The following is a 16,665-nucleotide window of genomic DNA, read 5'->3' as shown; positions in this document are numbered from 1 at the left end:
GCGTCTCGCACACCGAAAAAAGTGGCGCAACCGCCCGTCGCCGCTAGAAAAAAACGTAAATTGTTCTAATCTTTATTCAGTAAGACAACATAATTCCGACAGTGGCTAAGGAGTTCGAAATGGGTGATAGCTCAAAAGACGGCGTCATTCTGCTGTCCCGCATATTACTGATGATTCTGTTTATCATTTTCGGCTGGATGAAATTGGTCAACTTCGGTGCGACCGTTACGGCAATGGAAGGCTATGGCACACCGATGCCTTATTTGGCGGCGATCGTTGCCGTGCTGGTGGAGTTTATTTTCGGCATCGCGCTTATTCTCGGTCTGTTTACTCGCCCTATCGCGGTCATTTTCGCCCTGTATGTTTTGGGCACCGCGTTTATCGGCCATCCGTTCTGGAAAATGACCGGCATGGAAATGATGGGCAACGAAATCAACTTCTTTAAAAACATCAGCATCATTGGCGGCTTGCTGTTGCTGGCGGTGACCGGCGCCGGCCGTTATTCGCTGGACTATAAAATATTTAATAAATAATTCATCGATGGCCGGCGACTCTCGCCGGCCATTTTATTTCCGCTATCCTTTCAACGGCTGCGCTTGGCGTGGCGCTCAAAGTTTTCCGCCCTGGCCTGCGCCGATTTACGCAGCGTGACATAGCAGGCGCCCTCGCCGCCGTCGCGCGGTAAGGCGCGGCAAAACGCCTGTACCTGTTCAAACTGCGCAAGCCATTTGGCGACGTAACTGCGCACGATATTCGGATGGCTTTCGTTCTGCCGCCCGCGGCCGTGCACGATCAGCAGCGAACGCAGGTTTTGCGCCTCCGCCTGCAAGATGAAGCGAAACAGCGCCTGCCGGCTGGCCTCGACCGGCTGGCGCAACAGGTTCAGCGACGCCTGCGGCGGGTAACGCCCGTTGCGCAGCTTGTCCAGCACGCCCTGCTGAATGCCTTCCCCTTTGAACTCCAGCGGCTGTTCACAGGGGATCACCTCGAGGAAATCGGTGCTGAGGAAGTTTTCCTGCCGCAGCCGCTGCGCTTCGCGCCGCGCGCTTTTGTCCAGCGTCTCCTGCGGCTTGAGGTACAGCGTCTGCCGCCCGCTCGCCAGCGGCACCACGTCCGCCATCGCCTGTTCAAAAAAGTCTTTTTCCTGCTCGCTCATCTTCCACCTCTCTTGAACGGCAGCCTTTACGGCCGGGAATGGGGTTGATTGTAAGACGCCTTGCCACGGTTGCAAGCCGGGAATTGTCAGCGGTATTTGTCTCATTTGTCGTCAACGGGTGAGCTTGCGAACAGTTTTCGCTATACTGCTAAGCCATCATTGAGTGCCGCAAAGGATCGAGCCCATGACAATGCGCGAGCTGGAAATCCAGTTTCAAAATGCGATGAATGAGTTGCAGAGCAGCTTCGAACGGCAACACCGCGAATGGCAGCAGAGCTACCAGGCGCTGCAGCAACTGCTGGAAGAAGCCAAACAGCGCGAAGCCGCGCTGCGGGCGCAGAATGAACAACTGGCGCGCAAACTGAGCACCGCCAGTTCGGTGCCGGAGCAGCATGCGCTGGTGAAGCAGATCAAAATGCTCGGCGCCCATCTGGATGCGCTGGCCAAAGACGCGGCCACCTTCAATCACCACCTGCGCCAACAGGGCGCGGTCGGTAATTTCAGCGGCGAACAGCATTGATAGCGGGCGCTGTCGCACAGCGCCTCCCGCCCCTCTTCTGGCGTATTGAGAGTGTAATAAAGCCTAAATGACCTGGATCATCCTCGCCGCCCTGATCGTCGTATTTATCATCGGTTACCGCATCCTGACGTCCGACACCCGCAAAGCCATCGATTCGCTGGCCCATCTGCTGAGGGTCAAGCCGATGCTGATTGAATCGATGATCCAGGAGATGGGCAGCCGCCAAAGCCAGACCCTTATCCGCATGCTGAACAACGGCTACACCGAAGAGATGCACCAGGCGGCTTACCTGCTGTTCATCTACCTGACGTTCATCAAACAGGCGGACGACGAGCAGATTGCCCTGTGGCGCGACGTGCTGCTGCGCGCCGGCCTGTCGCCGGAGCTGCACGCCGAGCACACCGAAGCGGCGCTGTTTTACTTCGCCGAGCTGGATATCGATGCGTTTGAACTGGCGCAGTTCCGCCGCGCCTACAATGAGCGTTTCAACCGCGAAGCGTTGGCCCACGGCTGATCGCGTCCCCCGGGCGGGGGACCGATTACAGGAACATGCTGTAGAGGTAGCGCGACAGCGCTTCGCGCGAGCTGAAGCCGTGTGCGATGCCGTAACGCTGGTTCGGGGCGTCGCTGCTTAAATCCAGGGGAAACTCCAGATACTGCTCGCTGGTGCGCACCGGAGAGGTCGGCGTGGCGAAATGCACGCTTCTCTCTTTCAGCGCCGGGTGGATCACCAATGCGGTTCTGCCCATCCGCGCTTCGCGATTCACATACACGTAGTGTGTACCCTTGCGGTAGCCATAGGCCTGGTCGGTGACATAATCACGCTCAAAGCCGGTATTCTCCAACACTTTAGCCACTTCATCCGGCCGTAAATACATCGATTCCTCCTCTCATTCTGGACCGCTGAGCGACCTTACCGTAATCATTCACCGAAACAATGATTTTCTGGGGAGGAATCCGGGTTTCAGACTATTCCTGAATGGCTCGGCTGCGCTGCAGCAGACGCAGGGTGAGCAGCACCCCGAGCGCCACCAGCAGCGCCGCCGCCAGATAGATCGACGGCACGCCCGCTTGCCCAATCAGCAGCCCGGCCAACGGCCCGGTGATGCCCAGCGCCAGATCGAGGAATGCCGAATAGGTGCCGAGCGCCGTGCCCTGGTTCTGCGGCGGCACCTGTTTCACCGCCTCGACGCCCAGCGCCGGGAACACCAGCGAGAAACCGGCGCCGGCCAGCAACGCGCCGGTTTGCACCATCCAGGGTTCGCCGGCCTGCCAGATCAACAGCAACCCGACGATCTCGACCAGAAACGACGCCAGCGTCACCTTCAGACCGCCGTGGCGGTTGATGACGTTGCTGAAGATCAGGCGGATGCCGACGAAGGCGCAGCTGAACAGCGTCAGCGAAAACGCCGCGCCGCTCCAACCTTTGTCGGCGTAGTAAAGGGTGATGAACGTGGCGATCACGCCAAAGCCGACGGTGCCCATCGCCAGCCCGAGACCATAGGCCCAAATGCGGCCGAACACCGCGCGAAAGGCGATGCGCTGCCCGGCGGCGATCGAAACGTCCGGCTTGCCGCTCGCCAACAGCAGCGCCACCGCGACCGCCAGCACGATCAGCGCCGCCACCCCGGCCAATCCCCACTGCTGATTCAGGTACACGCCGAGCGGTGCCCCGGCCGCCATCGCCCCGTAGGTGGCGACGCCGTTCCAGGAAATCACCCGCGCGGTGTGCATCGCTCCGACCCGGCCGATGCCCCACAGCGTGGAACCGGTGCTGGCGAAGCTTTCGCCGACGCCGAGAAACACCCGCCCCACGCACAGCAACAGCAGGCTGAGCCACGGGTAACCGTCAACGCCGAACGCCAGCGCATAAAACAGGCCGCTGGCGCCGCAGCACGCCAGGCCGAACAGCACCACCTTTTTCGGCCCCAGCTGATCGGCATAGCGCCCGGCGTGCGGGCGGCTGAACAGCGTGGCGAAGTACTGCGCGCTGATGATAAGGCCCGCCAGCACCGAATTGTAACCCAGGTGGTCATGCACAAATCCCGGCAGCACCGCCAGCGGCAGGCCGATGGTCAGGTAGCAGACGAAGGTGAACATCACCACGGACAGAATGCGTCGGTTCAGCTGGAGGTTATTTTCTGCGGTCATCGAAGGTGGGCTCGCATCGGACGGGGTAGACAGAGATTGCCAGCATACCCCGATGGGATCTGATGATAAATGAGAGAGTTATAACGAATTATTATTTCGCTAACGGTTGGCCGCCACCCGCGCTCGCAGAAAATCGATAAACGCCCGAACCTTTTCCGGCACGTGGCGGGTATTCGGGTAGAGCGCGTAGATGCTCTGCTCGGGGAAACGGTGATCCGGTAGCAACCGCTGCAGCCGGCCGGCGTCGATTTCGGGCTGTGCCAGCCACGCCGGCAGCAGCGCCACCCCGGCGCCATGCAGGGCGAACGCCAGCAATGCCGCAGCGCTGTCACCGGTGAGCGTGGCAGCGTCCGCGACCTTGAACAGCACCGCTTCGCGCTGCGGCGTGGCCACCTGCCAGCTGAGCGGTGAACTGAGCCGGCTGTGGGCGATCCACTGCGCCTGCGCCAGATCCGTCAGTGAATGAATCGGTCGGTCGGCCAGATAACCCGGCGACGCCACCGGAAAAATGGCGAAGCTGTCAATCAGCGCCGCGCGGTGGCTGGAATCCGCCAGCTGGCCCAGGCGGATCGCCACGTCAAAGCGCTCCGAGATCAGATCGGCGTGATAAGAAGAAGAGACATGCTGGATGCGCAGCCGCGGATGCTGCCGCGAAAACGCCGCCAGCGCCGGCACCACCACCTGCGCGCCGTACTCCGGCGTACTGGTGATGCGCAGCACGCCGCTCAGCCCGTGGTGATCGCGGCGCACGTCGTCCAGCACATTTTCCGCCTCCTGCAGCAGCTGCAGGCTGCGCTGGTAAAAGCGCTCGCCGGCGTCGGTCAGCGACAGCCGCCGGGTGCTGCGCGCCAGCAGTGACACCCCCAGCTCGTTCTCCAGCTGCTTGATGTTAAAGCTCACCACCGCCTTGGTTTGCCCCAGCGCCGCCGCCGCCGCGGTAAAGCTGCCCGCTTCCACTACCGCCGCGAAGATCGCCAGGCGCTGCAAATTCAGCATTTCGCCGCCCTTATTGTCAAAATCATTTTGACAGTGTAATCGCCCGCCGCCGATTTATCCGCACTTTTCCCCCCGATACACTGCTCGCCTTCAACCGGAGGCACCATGTCTTATCGCAGCAAAGTGGCAATCGTCTATCTGCTCGGCTTTTTCGTCGATCTGATCAATATGTTTATCGCCAACGTCGCCTACCCCGCCATCGGCCAGGCGATGCGGGCGTCGGTCAGCCAACTGGCGTGGGTCAGCAACGGCTATATTCTCGGCCTGACGCTGGTGATCCCGCTCAGCGCCTGGCTGGCGCAGCGCATCGGTGGGCGGCGGGTGTTCCTGCTGTCGCTGGCGCTGTTCATGCTGGCCACCTTCGGCGCCGGCAACGCCGACAGCATCGGCGCGCTGATCGGCTGGCGCACCCTGCAGGGCATGGGCGGCGGCTTGCTGATCCCCATCGGCCAAACGCTGACCTATCAGCTGTACCGCAGCCATGAACGCGCCGGGCTGTCGGCGGCCATCATGCTGGTGGGGCTGCTGGCGCCGGCGCTGTCACCGGCGCTGGGCGGCTGGCTCGTCGATCGGCTGGACTGGCGCTGGGTGTTTTTCGCTAACCTGCCGCTGGCGGCCCTGGCCCTGGCGCTGGCGGCGCTGTGGCTGCGCGCGGAAACGTCGACGGCGGCGCGTAAACCGCTCGACGGCAAAGGGTTGCTGAGCGCCTGCGCGGCGTTGACGCTGCTGCTGCTCGGCCTGACCCGGCTGAGCGAGGCCGGTCATCAAGTTTCCGGCGCGGCGCTGCTGGCCGCCGGCCTGCTGGTGCTGGCTTACTACCTGCGCCATAGCCTGCGCGTCCCGCAGCCGCTGCTGAACCTGCGGCTGGTCGGCGATCCGCTGCTGCGCAACGCCATGGCGGTTTATTTGTGCATTCCCGGCCTGTTCATCGGCGTCAGCCTGGTGGCGATGCTGTATCTGCAAAACCAGCTGGGGATGCCCGCCGCACAGGTCGGCGGCCTGATGCTGCCCTGGGCGCTGGCGTCGTTCCTGGCCATCACGCTGACCGGCAAAACCTTTAACCGCCTCGGCCCGCGGCCGCTGCTGATTACCGGCTGCCTGTTGCAAGGCGCCGGCATGCTGACGCTGGCGCAGATCGATCAGGCCGGGCAGCACGCATTGCAGATCGCCGCCTTCGCCCTGATGGGGTTTGGCGGCAGCCTGTGCAGCAGCACCGCGCAGAGCAGCGCGTTCCTGCAGATCCCCGACGCTCAGTTGGCGGACGCCAGTGCGCTGTGGAACATCAACCGCCAACTCAGTTTTTGCCTCGGCGTGGCGCTGCTCAGCCTGTTGCTGAATCTGCTGCTGACCGGGCTGCCGCCCGCAGCGGCCTACCGAACCTGCTTCATTCTGGCGGGCGCCAGCGTATTTATCCCGCTGCTGCTGTGCCTGCGCCTCGCCAACCGCGCCATCGTGCGCCAACTCAACGCTCAACAGGATGCTTTATGAACCCGTATTTTACCGAAGTGATCGACGCCCACATCGCCATTGAACGCTGGCTGGGCAAAGGGGCTGGAGAAGAGCAGGCGCTGCTGGCGCGCTTTACGCCGGATTTCAGCATGATCGCGCTGAGCGGCGCTCCGCTGGATTTTGCCGCGCTGTGCGCCTTTTTCCGCGCGCATCGCGCCGCCAAACCGGGATTGGAAATCGAGATAGAAGAGATGAAGCTGGTGGCCGAATGGCCGACGGGCGCGGTAGTCAGCTACCGGGAAAAGCAGAGCCTGCCGGGGCAAAGCGCCACGCTGCGCTATTCCACGGTGGTCTTTGAACGTCAGCCCAACGCGCTCGGCTGGCGGCATTTGCACGAAACCACCGCGGCGCAATAATTACAGAAAGCTGCCGGCCAAAAACAGTTCCCAACCGACGATCGCTCCGCACAGGGTTACCGCGCTGAAAATGACTTCAAACAGATAGCGATTGATCATCGTTCGTCGCCTCAAAAGAAGACACCCGGGATAACCGGGTGTCTGGAGTACGGGCTGGAGAGTGCGGAACCTTTCGGTTCCGCAAACATCACTTAATTAAGCTTTTTTACCGGCTTTTTTGTGGTGTTTTTTAGCGGCCTGAGCTTTCTGCACTGGCGCTTTTTTGTGGTGTTTTTTAGCTGCCTGGGCTTTCTGAGCCGGCGCTTTTTTGTGGTGCTTTTTAGCGGCCTGCGCTTTCTGGGCTGGCGCTTTTTTGTGATGCTTGGCTTTCTTGTGGTGCGTTGCTTTAGCCGGCGCTTTTTCAGCAGCAGCCGTTGGCGCAGCGGTAGTGGTGGTCGCAGCTGGCGCGGTGGTGGTAGCCGGAGCAGTAGCTGCAGTATCAGCAGCGAAAGCAACAGAAGACAGACCCATAGTGGCAGCAACGATCAGCGCTAATACTTTTTTCATCTTTACATCCTCAGAGTGTTGTTTCGGTAAGCTCCGGTGGAGCCGTTGAAACAGATACTAGTGGAATCAAACTGCCGCTTCCGTGAGTGATTGGTTTCGCCGAGTAACCAAATGTACAAAGCCCAGGCGCCGGCAAACACCTGCGTGACGGCGGTTTTTTTTCCGTGATCGGCCACGCAAATCGCGCCATGGTCTACACTTAAGAGACATGTGTCGAAATGGAGAGCTGAATGTTTAAGAAAGCGGAAAGAACAGAACGCGATATCGATCAGGACGTCACTCTGTTGGCCGATACGCTGGATGAAGTGTTGCGCGAGTCCGGTGACAAGACCAAAGAGGAACTGAAAGAGCTGCACAGCAAGGCGAAAGGCGTGCTGCGCGACGCGCGAGCGCGGTTCAATGGCTCCACCAGTCTGACACAGCATGCGCGCGATGCGGTTGATCAAGCCGATAGCTATGTGCGTGACAAACCTTGGCAGGGCGTAGGGATCGGTGCCGCCGTCGGCATCGTGCTCGGCGTGCTGCTGGCCCGGCGTTAACACCCCTGCAGTCATAAAGATAAAACAGATGTGCGTCTGGCCCGCGGAAATCGCGGGCCGTTTAATTTAGGCGTTTGAACAGCTGCGCCAGCCCCTGCACCGCCCGCTCCGTCTCCTCTTGCCGAGTGAAATTGGCGAACCCCAGCAGTAACCCCTGCCCCGCCGGATGATCGATTCGCCAGTCCGACAACGCCTGCGCCGCCAACCCCAGTTGCCAGGCTTGCGCCGCCAACGGCGTATCCGCCACCCCGTCACGTAGCCGGGCCAACAGCTGAATGCCGCCCTGCTGCGGCACCACCCTCAGCCACGCCCCCAGCTGCCGCTCCAACGCCTGCGTCAGCCACTCGCGCCGCTGGCGGTACAACGGCCGCATGCGTTTCAGGTGGCGGTAGAAATGCCCTTGCCGGATAAAATCCGCCACGCCGGCCTGCAGCAGCGGCGGGCAACCGCAGCCACGCAGCCGACTGCTGCGCGCGAATGTCTCCGTCAGACCGACGGGCACCACCAGATAAGCCATGCGCAGCGCCGGGAACAGCGTTTTGCTGAAGGTGCCGGCGTACAGCACCCGCCCCTGAACGTCGAGGCTCTTCAGCGGCGGCAGTGGCCGCCCGTGATAGCGAAACTCGCTGTCGTAGTCATCTTCCAGGATCCAGGCCCCGCGCTGCTGCGCCCAGTCGAGCAGTGCCATGCGCCGCGCCAGGCTGAGCGAGACGCCGAGCGGGCTTTGATGGGTCGGCGTCACCACCGCCAGCCGCGCCTCAGGCGCCGTCAGCATACCGGCGGCCACGTCCATGCCTTGTTCATCCACCGGCACGGCGAGCGGCCTGACGCCGGCGGCCCGCAGCAGCGGGCGCGTGACCGGATAGCCGGGATCTTCTATCCATACCGCGTCGCCGGCGTGCAACAGCGTCTCCACCACCCAGTCCAACAGTGCCGGATAACCGGCGCAGAGGAAAATCTGCTCCGGCCGACAGCTGATGCCGCGCGACAAATGCAGATAATGGGCGATCGCCTCACGCAGTTCAGGCAGGCCGCCGGCCGGCGGCAGCGCCAGGGAAGCCACCGTGGAAGCGCGCAGCCGGCGGGCGACAATGCGCTGCCACAGCGCCCGCGGAAACGCATCCAGCGCCGGCACGCCCAGCTGGAAAGGCTGCAGCATGCCCTGCGGCTGCAGCGGATCCGGCGCTATCGCCGCCAGCGGCGGCGCGGCGGATACCGCGCCCGGCGGCACGTGCGGCAGCTGCGGTGAAACATAGGTGCCCGCCTGCCCGCGGCTCTGCAAGAAACCTTCGGCAATAAGTTGCGCGTAGGCGCTTTCCACCGTGGCGCGCGCCACGCCCAGATCGCTCGCCAACCCGCGCACCGAGGGCAACCGGCTGCCCGCCGCCAGGCTGCCCTGGGCGATGGCGTCTTTAATCCGCAGGTAAATCTGCCGGTACAGCGGTTCGGCGAGCCGGCTGTCCAGCCGCAGCGAAGTCAGGAAAGATGGCATTATGGCCCGGTTAAATAATCATTTTATGGCCCTATAGCATAGACCATAAGGCCGCTAAAGTAGCGCCATGATTTCGTTACTACCGATTGAGGTTGACCATGATTAAGCAACGTTTGAACTATGCCGAATTGGCGCCCGCCCCGTACAAAAATATGGTGAGCGCGCTGATGGCGCTGGAGAAAGGCGCCCTGGACAAGGCGACCATCGAGTTGATGTTTATGCGCGTTTCGCAGATCAACGGCTGCGCCTACTGCTTGGATATGCACGGCAAAGCGCTGCGCGAAAGCGGCTTCAGCCATGCCAAGCTGGATACGCTGGCGGGCTGGCGCGTCAGCCATGAGTTCAACGAGCGCGAGCGCGCCGCGCTGGAATGGGCCGAGTCGGTGACGCTGATCGCCGCCACCGGCGCGCCGGACAGCGCTTTCGAGGCGCTGAAGGCGCACTTCAGCGATGCCGAGATCGCCGATCTGACCTTCGCCATCAGCATCATGAACGCCTTCAACCGGCTGGCCGTCAGCATGCGCCAGTAATGCGTTCTCTTCCCCCCTCTGCACTGAGAGGGGGAATTTCTCACCCGCAAAAATTTTTTCCCTCGCCTTTTCCAGCCCCGGCGCGGTCTGCGCCTTCATCCTTACAAAACACCATATATGGCGTGGTTGATAAAATAAATATCAACATATAGTATTTTATAGGTCAGCCGCAGGGAATGTCGTTCGGTTGATAACGCCGTCAGAAACGCCAGGAACAATGCTCCGTTATCTGACTTGTCCGCCTTTCCTTCAGTCTAAAGGTAAATGCGAATCATGAGCATTATTATTTACAGTAAGCCGGACTGTGTCCAGTGCAACGCCACCTATCGCGCATTTGATAAACAGGGGATTGATTATCAGGTGGTCGATCTCACCCAGGATCAGCAGGCGCTGAACCACGTTAAATCCTTAGGTTATCAGCAAGTTCCGGTAATTATCGCCGGAGACGATCACTGGTCCGGTTTCCGGCCGGACAAGATCGGCGCGCTGGCGCTCACCTGCTGAGGCCCGCCGATGAATCCGCTGGTTTATTTCTCCAGCAGCTCGGAGAACACCCATCGGTTCGTTGAGAAACTGGGCCTGCCGGCGATCCGCATTCCGATCGCCGGCGCCCGCAGCAAATTGCTGATGGAACACCCCTTTATCTTGATCGTACCCAGCTATGGCGGCGGCAGCGCCGTCGGCGCGGTGCCGATCCAGGTGATCCGCTTTCTCAACGTTCCGCAAAACCGTTCATACCTGCGCGGCGTCATCGCCGCCGGGAACACCAACTTCGGCGCGGCGTACGGCATCGCCGGCGACATCATCGCCAAAAAATGCCAGGTGCCTTTTTTATACCGCTTTGAGCTGCTCGGCACTACGCAAGACATTGAAAACGTTAGACAGGGAGTAACCGCATTTTGGCAACGACAGAACTGACCAGGCCCGAAACGGGCGCGCTGGATTACCATTCGCTCAACGCGATGCTCAATCTTTACGATGCGGAAGGCCGGATCCAGTTCGATAAAGATCGGCTGGCGGCGCGGCACTACTTCCTGCAGCACGTCAACCAAAACACCGTGTTTTTCCACAACCTGGAGGAAAAGCTGCGCTATCTGGTGGAGGAAGGCTACTACGAGACGCAGGTGCTGGCGCAGTACGAATTCCCGTTTATCAAGCAGCTGTTTCAGCAGGCCTACGCCAAAAAATTCCGCTTCGAGACCTTCCTCGGCGCCTTCAAGTACTACACCAGCTATACGCTGAAAACCTTCGACGGCAAACGCTATCTGGAGCGCTACGAAGATCGGGTGTGCATGGTGGCGTTGACGCTGGCGGCGGGCGACACCGGACTGGCGCAGGATTTGGTGGAGGAGATGATTTCCGGCCGCTTCCAGCCGGCCACCCCAACCTTCCTCAACTGCGGCAAACGCCAGCGCGGCGAGCTGGTCTCCTGCTTCCTGCTGCGCATCGAAGACAATATGGAATCGATCGGGCGGGCGGTGAACTCCGCGCTGCAGCTGTCGAAACGCGGCGGCGGCGTGGCCTTCCTGCTGAGCAATATTCGCGAGGTGGGCGCGCCGATCAAGCGCATCGAGAACCAGTCCTCCGGCGTCATTCCGATCATGAAAATGCTCGAAGACGCCTTCTCCTACGCCAACCAGCTCGGCGCGCGCCAAGGAGCCGGCGCGGTGTATCTCAACGCCCACCACCCGGACATTCTGCGTTTTCTCGACACCAAGCGCGAAAACGCCGACGAGAAGATCCGCATCAAAACGCTGTCGCTGGGGGTGGTGATCCCGGATATCACCTTCGAGCTGGCGAAGAACAACGAAGAGATGTACCTGTTTTCGCCCTACGACGTCGAACGGGTGTATGGCGTGCCGTTTTCGGAGATTGCCGTCAGCGAAAAGTACCGCGAGATGGTGGACGACAAGCGCATCCGCAAGTCGCGCATCAACGCGCGCGAGTTCTTCCAGGTGCTGGCGGAGATCCAGTTCGAATCCGGCTACCCCTATGTGATGTTCGAGGACACGGTTAACCGGGAGAACCCGATCGCCGGGCGGATCAACATGAGCAACCTGTGTTCGGAGATCCTGCAGGTCAACCGCGCCAGCACGTATCACGAGGATCTGAGCTACGATCGCATCGGCAAGGACATCTCCTGCAACCTCGGCTCACTGAACATCGCCAAAACCATGGACGCCCCAGACTTCGGTAAGGCGATCGAGACCGCGATCCGCGCGCTGACCGCGGTGGCCGACATGAGCGATATCCGCTCGGTGCCGTCGATCGCCGAAGGCAACCGCAGCGCCCGCGCCATCGGTTTGGGCCAGATGAACCTGCACGGTTACCTGGCGCGCGAGCGCATCTTCTACGGCTCGGAAGAAGGCATCGACTTCACCAACCTCTATTTCTATACCGTGGCCTATCACGCCATCCGCGCCTCTAACCGGCTGGCAATCGAGCGCGGCGGCGCCTTCGACGGCTTTGAGCATTCCCGCTATGCCAGCGGCGAGTACTTCGATAAGTACACCGAGCGCGACTGGCTGCCGCAGACCGAGCGGGTGCGCGAGCTGTTCGCCGCCGCCGGCATCGCCATTCCGAACCGCGACGACTGGCGCGCGCTGCGCCAGTCGGTGATGCTGCACGGACTGTACAATCAGAACCTGCAGGCGGTGCCGCCGACCGGTTCCATCTCGTACATCAATAACGCCACCTCCAGCATCCACCCGATCGTTTCGCGCATCGAGATCCGCAAGGAAGGCAAGATCGGCCGCGTTTACTACCCGGCGCCCTACATGACCAACGACAACCTGGCGTATTACCAGGATGCCTATGAGATTGGCCCGGAAAAGATCATCGATACCTACGCCGCCGCCACGCAACACGTCGATCAGGGGCTGTCGCTGACGCTGTTCTTCCGCGATACCGCCACCACCCGCGATATCAACCGCGCGCAGATCTACGCCTGGCGCAAAGGCATCAAGACCATTTACTACATCCGCCTGCGCCAAATGGCGCTGGAAGGCACCGAGGTGCAGGGCTGCGTGTCCTGCGCGCTGTGAGGCAACTTATGACGACCGTAACATCGGCGCCGCTGGTGCGCGCCATCAACTGGAACATCATCGAAGACGACAAGGATCTGGAGGTGTGGAACCGCCTGACCTCCAACTTCTGGCTGCCGGAGAAGGTGCCGCTGTCCAACGATATCCCCTCCTGGGCCACGCTGATGCCGAAGGAGCAGCAGCTGACCATTCGGGTGTTCACCGGGCTGACGCTGCTGGACACCATCCAGAACACCGTCGGCGCGCCGGCCCTGATCGCCGATGCGCTGACGCCGCACGAAGAGGCGGTGTACTCCAACATCAGCTTTATGGAGGCGGTGCACGCCCGCTCGTACAGCTCAATCTTCTCCACCCTGTGCCAAACGCCGGACGTGGACGACGCCTACCGCTGGAGCGAGGAAAACCGCGCGCTGCAGAAGAAGGCCGGCATCATTCTGGCGCACTATCGCAGCGACGATCCGCTGCTGAAGAAGGTTGCCAGCGTGTTCCTCGAGTCGTTCCTGTTCTATTCGGGCTTTTACCTGCCGATGTACTGGTCAAGCCGCGCCAAGCTGACCAACACCGCCGATCTGATCCGCCTGATCATCCGCGACGAGGCGGTGCATGGCTACTATATCGGCTATAAATTCCAGAAAGGGCTGGAGAAAGTGGACGCCGCACGGCGCCGGCAGGTGAAAAACTTCGCCTTCGATCTACTGCAGGATCTGTACGACAACGAGGTGCGCTACACCGAGGAGCTGTACGACGGCGTCGGCTGGACGGAAGACGTGAAAACCTTCCTGCACTACAACGCCAACAAGGCGCTGATGAACCTCGGGTATGAGGCGCTGTTCCCGCCGGCGATGGCGGAGGTCAACCCGGCTATCCTGTCGGCATTGTCGCCAAACGCCGATGAAAACCACGACTTCTTCTCCGGCTCCGGTTCGTCTTACGTCATCGGCAAGGCGGTCAACACCGAAGATGAGGACTGGGATTTCTGAGGACATGACAACGATACCGGTCTTTCAGGCCGGTATCGTGCATTCAATACCCTTGTTCTTTCTGACTACGGATCGCCAGAACAAACGCCGTATCGATATCAGGGATATATTTGTAGAGCGCCAAATAACCGCGAGCTTGCTGCCCAATAATCAATTCACGCAGCCCTGCGCCAAGGGATCGTCCGATCAATGGATTATGTTCCAATACCGCAATCGCCTGGATGATTTCCTGAATGCGCCGCCCTGAATCCGCAGCGCCATACTGAGCCAAATGAGCGAGAATACGTTCGATATCATCCCTGACCTCTGGCGCCAACTCGACGTTTGCCATCAGCGCCCCAATTTTTTAACCGGAGGTTTAACAACGTCAGTGTTACCCGCTGCGTAATTTTCCAAATAACCGCGCATCTCTTTCCAAGAGACCGTCTCTCCCGTCGCAATTATCTTGGCATAGCGTTTTTCCGCTTCATTCTCAAAGTCGCGGCGCAACTCTTCTTGCTGCGTTTTCTCCGCTATTGCCTGCAAAATAAAGCTGTGAGTCGTCACGCCAGCCTGCTCGGCGACGGCGGTGACGCGGGCTTTAAGCTCATCTGGAATACGGATGGTCGTCGTCGACATAATCGCTCCCAACGTCGGTCAATCACATGTAGCTCAATTGTGCTACATGAAATCTGGCAGCGCAATGATGCTGGGGATTATTTCACCGATTGACGCAGCTCAAGCCGCTGCCAAATAGCGCGTTTCTCCGCGTCGCCGGCGGTCGGCCAGGCGGCGATCTCCGCCCGCGTGCGCCGGCATCCCCGGCACTGCTGGGTTTCGTCGTCGATGCGGCACAGGCTGACGCAGGGCGATCTTACGCCGTGCTGGGATTGCTGATTGTCGCCCGCCATAAACCGCCCTTGATGTGATGTGTGCCGCCACAGGATACCCGATCCGGCGGCGGCGCGTCGTCAATCAGATGATGCCGCCGTTGGCGCGCAGGGTTTGGCCGTTGATCCAGCCGCCGTCGGCGCCGGCCAGGAAGGCCACCGCCGCAGCGATATCTTCCGGCGTGCCCAGCCGCTCCAGCGGCGCCATCTTCGCCAGCCGATCGATAAGCTCCGGCGTTTTGCCGTCGAGGAACAAACCGGTGGCGGTCGGCCCCGGCGCGACGGCGTTTACCGTGATATTGCGGCCGCGCAGCTCTTTCGCCAGCACGCTGGTCAACGCCTCGATCGCCGCCTTGCTGGCGGCATACATGCCGTACCCCGGCTGCAGCAGCCCCACCACGCTGGAGGAGAAGTTGATGATACGGCCGTTGTCACGCAGGCGCTTCGCCGCTTCACGCATCGTGTTGAAGCTGCCTTTCAGGTTGATGTCGATCAGGCGATCCGCGTCTTCATCGCGCATGTCCGCCACCGGCGCCAACGCAATTACCCCCGCGTTATTGACCAGCACGTCGATGCCGCCAAATGCCTGTTCGGCGCTGTCGAACAGCCGGGCGACCGCGGCCGCATCGCTGACGTCGGCTTTGGCGCCGAGCGCGCGGCCGCCGCGCTGTTCTATCTTGCGCACCAGCTCATCGGCCGGCGCCGGGTTGCCTGAATAGTTAATGATGACGGTAAAGCCGTCGGCGGCCAGACGCTCGGCGATGGCGGCGCCGATGCCGCGCGATGCGCCGGTGACGATAGCGACGGGGGGAGTTTTCTGGTTCATCGGAGATCCTTAAAGAAAACGACGAGGGTAACGTTAATCATGCACTCTTTATCGCGGCGAATAAGCCTCGATTCTCTGGCATCATCATCCCAAATTATCGAACAATGCGTCTGGACTCGTTCGATGGCCGCCCAACGGGCGGCCATCCCCGTTACAGCGCGCCGTAATTCAGCGGCACCCAGCCGTACCCTTCTCCCTGGCGGTTCAGGTAGCCCAATCCCGGGAACGACAGGTGCGCGCCGCCCACCAGCTCGTTCTGCCGTGCGCTGTCGCTGAACACCCGCAGCCGTTGAGCGACCGCCGCCTTGGCGTCGCTGTCAAAGCTGATAGCCACCTTCGGATGCGGCATCTGCACCGCCGCCACGTGGATCAGATCCCCCAGCAACAGCAGCTTTTTGCCCTGGCTGGTCACCTGATAGACACTGTGGCCCGGCGTATGGCCGTGAGCGGCAAAGGCGGCGATGCCCGGCGAAAGCTCACCGTCGCCGTTGAACGGTTTAAAGTGCCCCGCCGCCTGGTAAGGCTTGATCGCCGCCATGGCCTTTTCGAAATTGCCTTTGTTCTGCGCCTTGGCCTGTTTCAACCGGTCGGCGCTCAGCCAGAAGTCCGCATCCTGGCTGGCGGCGCGCACCACCGCATTGGGGAATACCGCCTTGCCGTCGTGCGTCAGGCCGCCGAGGTGATCCGGGTGCATATGAGTCAGGTAGATCTCATCCACCTGCTCAGGCTGATAGCCCGCCGCGCGCAGATTATCCACCAGCTTGCCCAGGCCGTCGCCCAGCAGCTGGCCGGCGCCGCTGTCGATCATCACCAGCTTGTCGCCGGTATTGATCAGATAGGCATTGACCGAGGTGACCACCGGCAGGCTTTGATGCCGCTCGGCCAACCCGGCGGCGATCTGCTGCGGCGTGGTGTTCAGCAGCAGTTTGTCCGCCGGCAGGCGAATGACGCCGTCGGACAACGCGGTCACTTCAAAACTGCCCAGCATGATGCGGTAAACTCCCGGCGTCGGGGTTTTGGCCTGCGGCGCGGCGGCGCCGGCCTGTAATGACATAACGGCCAGCGCCGCGCCCAGCAGACAACGTTTCCAGAACATGATGACTCCTTGCGAGAATTGAACAGCGCTAAGTATTGACGCAAAAATCCCGATG

At 61.0% G+C, this 16,665-nt stretch carries 22 protein-coding genes; 11 read left to right on the top strand and 11 right to left on the bottom strand.

Annotation, left to right across the window (positions count from 1 at the left end; genetic code table 11):
- Window positions 1-119 precede the first annotated feature (119 nt).
- Window positions 120-533 (top strand): DoxX family protein, encoded by a 414-nt coding sequence (locus tag ABTW55_RS14635; RefSeq protein ID WP_033635670.1) that lies wholly within the window; start codon window positions 120-122, stop codon window positions 531-533.
- 50 nt (window positions 534-583) lie between these two features.
- Here the strand turns inward: ABTW55_RS14635 and smrA are convergent, their stop codons facing one another.
- Window positions 584-1,156, bottom strand: a complete 573-nt coding sequence (smrA, locus tag ABTW55_RS14630) for a DNA endonuclease SmrA (RefSeq protein ID WP_033654327.1) — start codon at window positions 1,154-1,156, stop codon at window positions 584-586.
- Between the two features lie 184 nt (window positions 1,157-1,340).
- Between smrA and ABTW55_RS14625 the strand changes: the two genes are divergently transcribed.
- Complete coding sequence (locus tag ABTW55_RS14625; RefSeq protein WP_033635672.1) at window positions 1,341-1,676, top strand: MbeD/MobD family mobilization/exclusion protein; 336 nt, start codon at window positions 1,341-1,343, stop codon at window positions 1,674-1,676.
- Window positions 1,677-1,743: 67 nt separating this feature from the next.
- The gene (locus ABTW55_RS14620) at window positions 1,744-2,190 is read left to right on the top strand and encodes a DUF1198 family protein (protein WP_060423332.1); all 447 of its coding nucleotides are present in this window, start codon (window positions 1,744-1,746) and stop codon (window positions 2,188-2,190) included.
- A 25-nt stretch (window positions 2,191-2,215) separates the two neighbouring features.
- Here the strand turns inward: ABTW55_RS14620 and ABTW55_RS14615 are convergent, their stop codons facing one another.
- The 3 genes from ABTW55_RS14615 to ABTW55_RS14605 all read right to left on the bottom strand — a co-directional run bounded on the left by ABTW55_RS14615 (window position 2,216) and on the right by ABTW55_RS14605 (window position 4,823).
- Entirely contained in the window at window positions 2,216-2,554 is a 339-nt protein-coding gene (locus ABTW55_RS14615; protein WP_016929830.1) for a DUF2002 family protein, read from the bottom strand.
- A gap of 91 nt (window positions 2,555-2,645) precedes the next feature.
- Window positions 2,646-3,827 carry an MFS transporter gene (locus tag ABTW55_RS14610; protein ID WP_033635673.1) on the bottom strand — a complete coding sequence of 394 codons (1,182 nt, stop codon included), beginning with the start codon at window positions 3,825-3,827 and terminating at the stop codon, window positions 2,646-2,648.
- Window positions 3,828-3,926: 99 nt separating this feature from the next.
- Window positions 3,927-4,823 carry a LysR family transcriptional regulator gene (locus ABTW55_RS14605; RefSeq protein WP_033654328.1) on the bottom strand — a complete coding sequence of 299 codons (897 nt, stop codon included), beginning with the start codon at window positions 4,821-4,823 and terminating at the stop codon, window positions 3,927-3,929.
- A 105-nt stretch (window positions 4,824-4,928) separates the two neighbouring features.
- Between ABTW55_RS14605 and ABTW55_RS14600 the strand changes: the two genes are divergently transcribed.
- Window positions 4,929-6,311: an MFS transporter gene (locus ABTW55_RS14600; RefSeq protein WP_060423335.1), complete on the top strand. Its 1,383-nt coding sequence runs from the start codon at window positions 4,929-4,931 to the stop codon at window positions 6,309-6,311.
- The gene (locus ABTW55_RS14595; RefSeq protein WP_060423337.1) at window positions 6,308-6,688 is read left to right on the top strand and encodes a DUF4440 domain-containing protein; all 381 of its coding nucleotides are present in this window, start codon (window positions 6,308-6,310) and stop codon (window positions 6,686-6,688) included. Before ABTW55_RS14600 ends, ABTW55_RS14595 begins: the two co-directional genes overlap by 4 nt.
- A gap of 195 nt (window positions 6,689-6,883) precedes the next feature.
- Here the strand turns inward: ABTW55_RS14595 and asr are convergent, their stop codons facing one another.
- The gene (asr, locus tag ABTW55_RS14590) at window positions 6,884-7,234 is read right to left on the bottom strand and encodes an acid resistance repetitive basic protein Asr (protein WP_060423340.1); all 351 of its coding nucleotides are present in this window, start codon (window positions 7,232-7,234) and stop codon (window positions 6,884-6,886) included.
- A 230-nt stretch (window positions 7,235-7,464) separates the two neighbouring features.
- Here asr and ABTW55_RS14585 point away from each other — a divergent pair, with 230 nt between their 5' ends.
- On the top strand, window positions 7,465-7,773 hold the full coding sequence (locus ABTW55_RS14585) for a YqjD family protein (protein ID WP_004928950.1): 309 nt from the start codon (window positions 7,465-7,467) through the stop codon (window positions 7,771-7,773).
- Between the two features lie 61 nt (window positions 7,774-7,834).
- Here the strand turns inward: ABTW55_RS14585 and ABTW55_RS14580 are convergent, their stop codons facing one another.
- Window positions 7,835-9,268, bottom strand: a complete 1,434-nt coding sequence (locus ABTW55_RS14580; RefSeq protein WP_060423343.1) for a PLP-dependent aminotransferase family protein — start codon at window positions 9,266-9,268, stop codon at window positions 7,835-7,837.
- A gap of 95 nt (window positions 9,269-9,363) precedes the next feature.
- Here ABTW55_RS14580 and ABTW55_RS14575 point away from each other — a divergent pair, with 95 nt between their 5' ends.
- The 5 genes from ABTW55_RS14575 to nrdF all read left to right on the top strand — a co-directional run bounded on the left by ABTW55_RS14575 (window position 9,364) and on the right by nrdF (window position 13,819).
- Window positions 9,364-9,795 carry a carboxymuconolactone decarboxylase family protein gene (locus ABTW55_RS14575; RefSeq protein WP_041036428.1) on the top strand — a complete coding sequence of 144 codons (432 nt, stop codon included), beginning with the start codon at window positions 9,364-9,366 and terminating at the stop codon, window positions 9,793-9,795.
- A gap of 273 nt (window positions 9,796-10,068) precedes the next feature.
- A complete protein-coding gene (nrdH, locus tag ABTW55_RS14570; RefSeq protein WP_033635681.1) occupies window positions 10,069-10,299 on the top strand; it encodes a glutaredoxin-like protein NrdH in 231 nt (76 codons plus the stop codon).
- Window positions 10,300-10,308: 9 nt separating this feature from the next.
- Entirely contained in the window at window positions 10,309-10,713 is a 405-nt protein-coding gene (nrdI, locus tag ABTW55_RS14565) for a class Ib ribonucleoside-diphosphate reductase assembly flavoprotein NrdI (protein WP_060423345.1), read from the top strand.
- Complete coding sequence (gene nrdE / locus ABTW55_RS14560) at window positions 10,695-12,839, top strand: class 1b ribonucleoside-diphosphate reductase subunit alpha (RefSeq protein ID WP_049232496.1); 2,145 nt, start codon at window positions 10,695-10,697, stop codon at window positions 12,837-12,839. The genes nrdI and nrdE overlap by 19 nt, the downstream gene beginning before the upstream one ends.
- 8 nt (window positions 12,840-12,847) lie before the next feature.
- A complete protein-coding gene (gene nrdF / locus ABTW55_RS14555; protein WP_060423348.1) occupies window positions 12,848-13,819 on the top strand; it encodes a class 1b ribonucleoside-diphosphate reductase subunit beta in 972 nt (323 codons plus the stop codon).
- Window positions 13,820-13,862: 43 nt separating this feature from the next.
- On the opposite strand, the gene ABTW55_RS14550 is transcribed toward nrdF, so the two are convergent.
- From ABTW55_RS14550 to ABTW55_RS14530, 5 genes are all read right to left on the bottom strand, one after another.
- Window positions 13,863-14,150, bottom strand: coding sequence for a type II toxin-antitoxin system RelE/ParE family toxin (locus tag ABTW55_RS14550; RefSeq protein WP_033639548.1), 288 nt, complete (start codon window positions 14,148-14,150; stop codon window positions 13,863-13,865).
- Entirely contained in the window at window positions 14,150-14,437 is a 288-nt protein-coding gene (locus ABTW55_RS14545; protein WP_039568721.1) for a ribbon-helix-helix protein, CopG family, read from the bottom strand. Before ABTW55_RS14545 ends, ABTW55_RS14550 begins: the two co-directional genes overlap by 1 nt.
- Before the next feature lie 77 nt (window positions 14,438-14,514).
- Window positions 14,515-14,709, bottom strand: coding sequence for a DUF1289 domain-containing protein (locus ABTW55_RS14540; RefSeq protein ID WP_060423351.1), 195 nt, complete (start codon window positions 14,707-14,709; stop codon window positions 14,515-14,517).
- Between the two features lie 64 nt (window positions 14,710-14,773).
- Window positions 14,774-15,514, bottom strand: a complete 741-nt coding sequence (locus tag ABTW55_RS14535) for an SDR family oxidoreductase (protein WP_041036432.1) — start codon at window positions 15,512-15,514, stop codon at window positions 14,774-14,776.
- A gap of 151 nt (window positions 15,515-15,665) precedes the next feature.
- Complete coding sequence (locus tag ABTW55_RS14530) at window positions 15,666-16,610, bottom strand: MBL fold metallo-hydrolase (protein WP_060423354.1); 945 nt, start codon at window positions 16,608-16,610, stop codon at window positions 15,666-15,668.
- Between the last annotated feature and the right edge of the window lie 55 nt (window positions 16,611-16,665).

This window comes from Serratia sp. SM04, from assembly GCF_040280225.1.
GTDB lineage: Bacteria > Pseudomonadota > Gammaproteobacteria > Enterobacterales > Enterobacteriaceae > Serratia > Serratia sarumanii.
The sequence above is the reverse complement of the archived record's forward strand: the minus strand, read 5'-3'. Positions and strand labels throughout refer to the sequence as shown.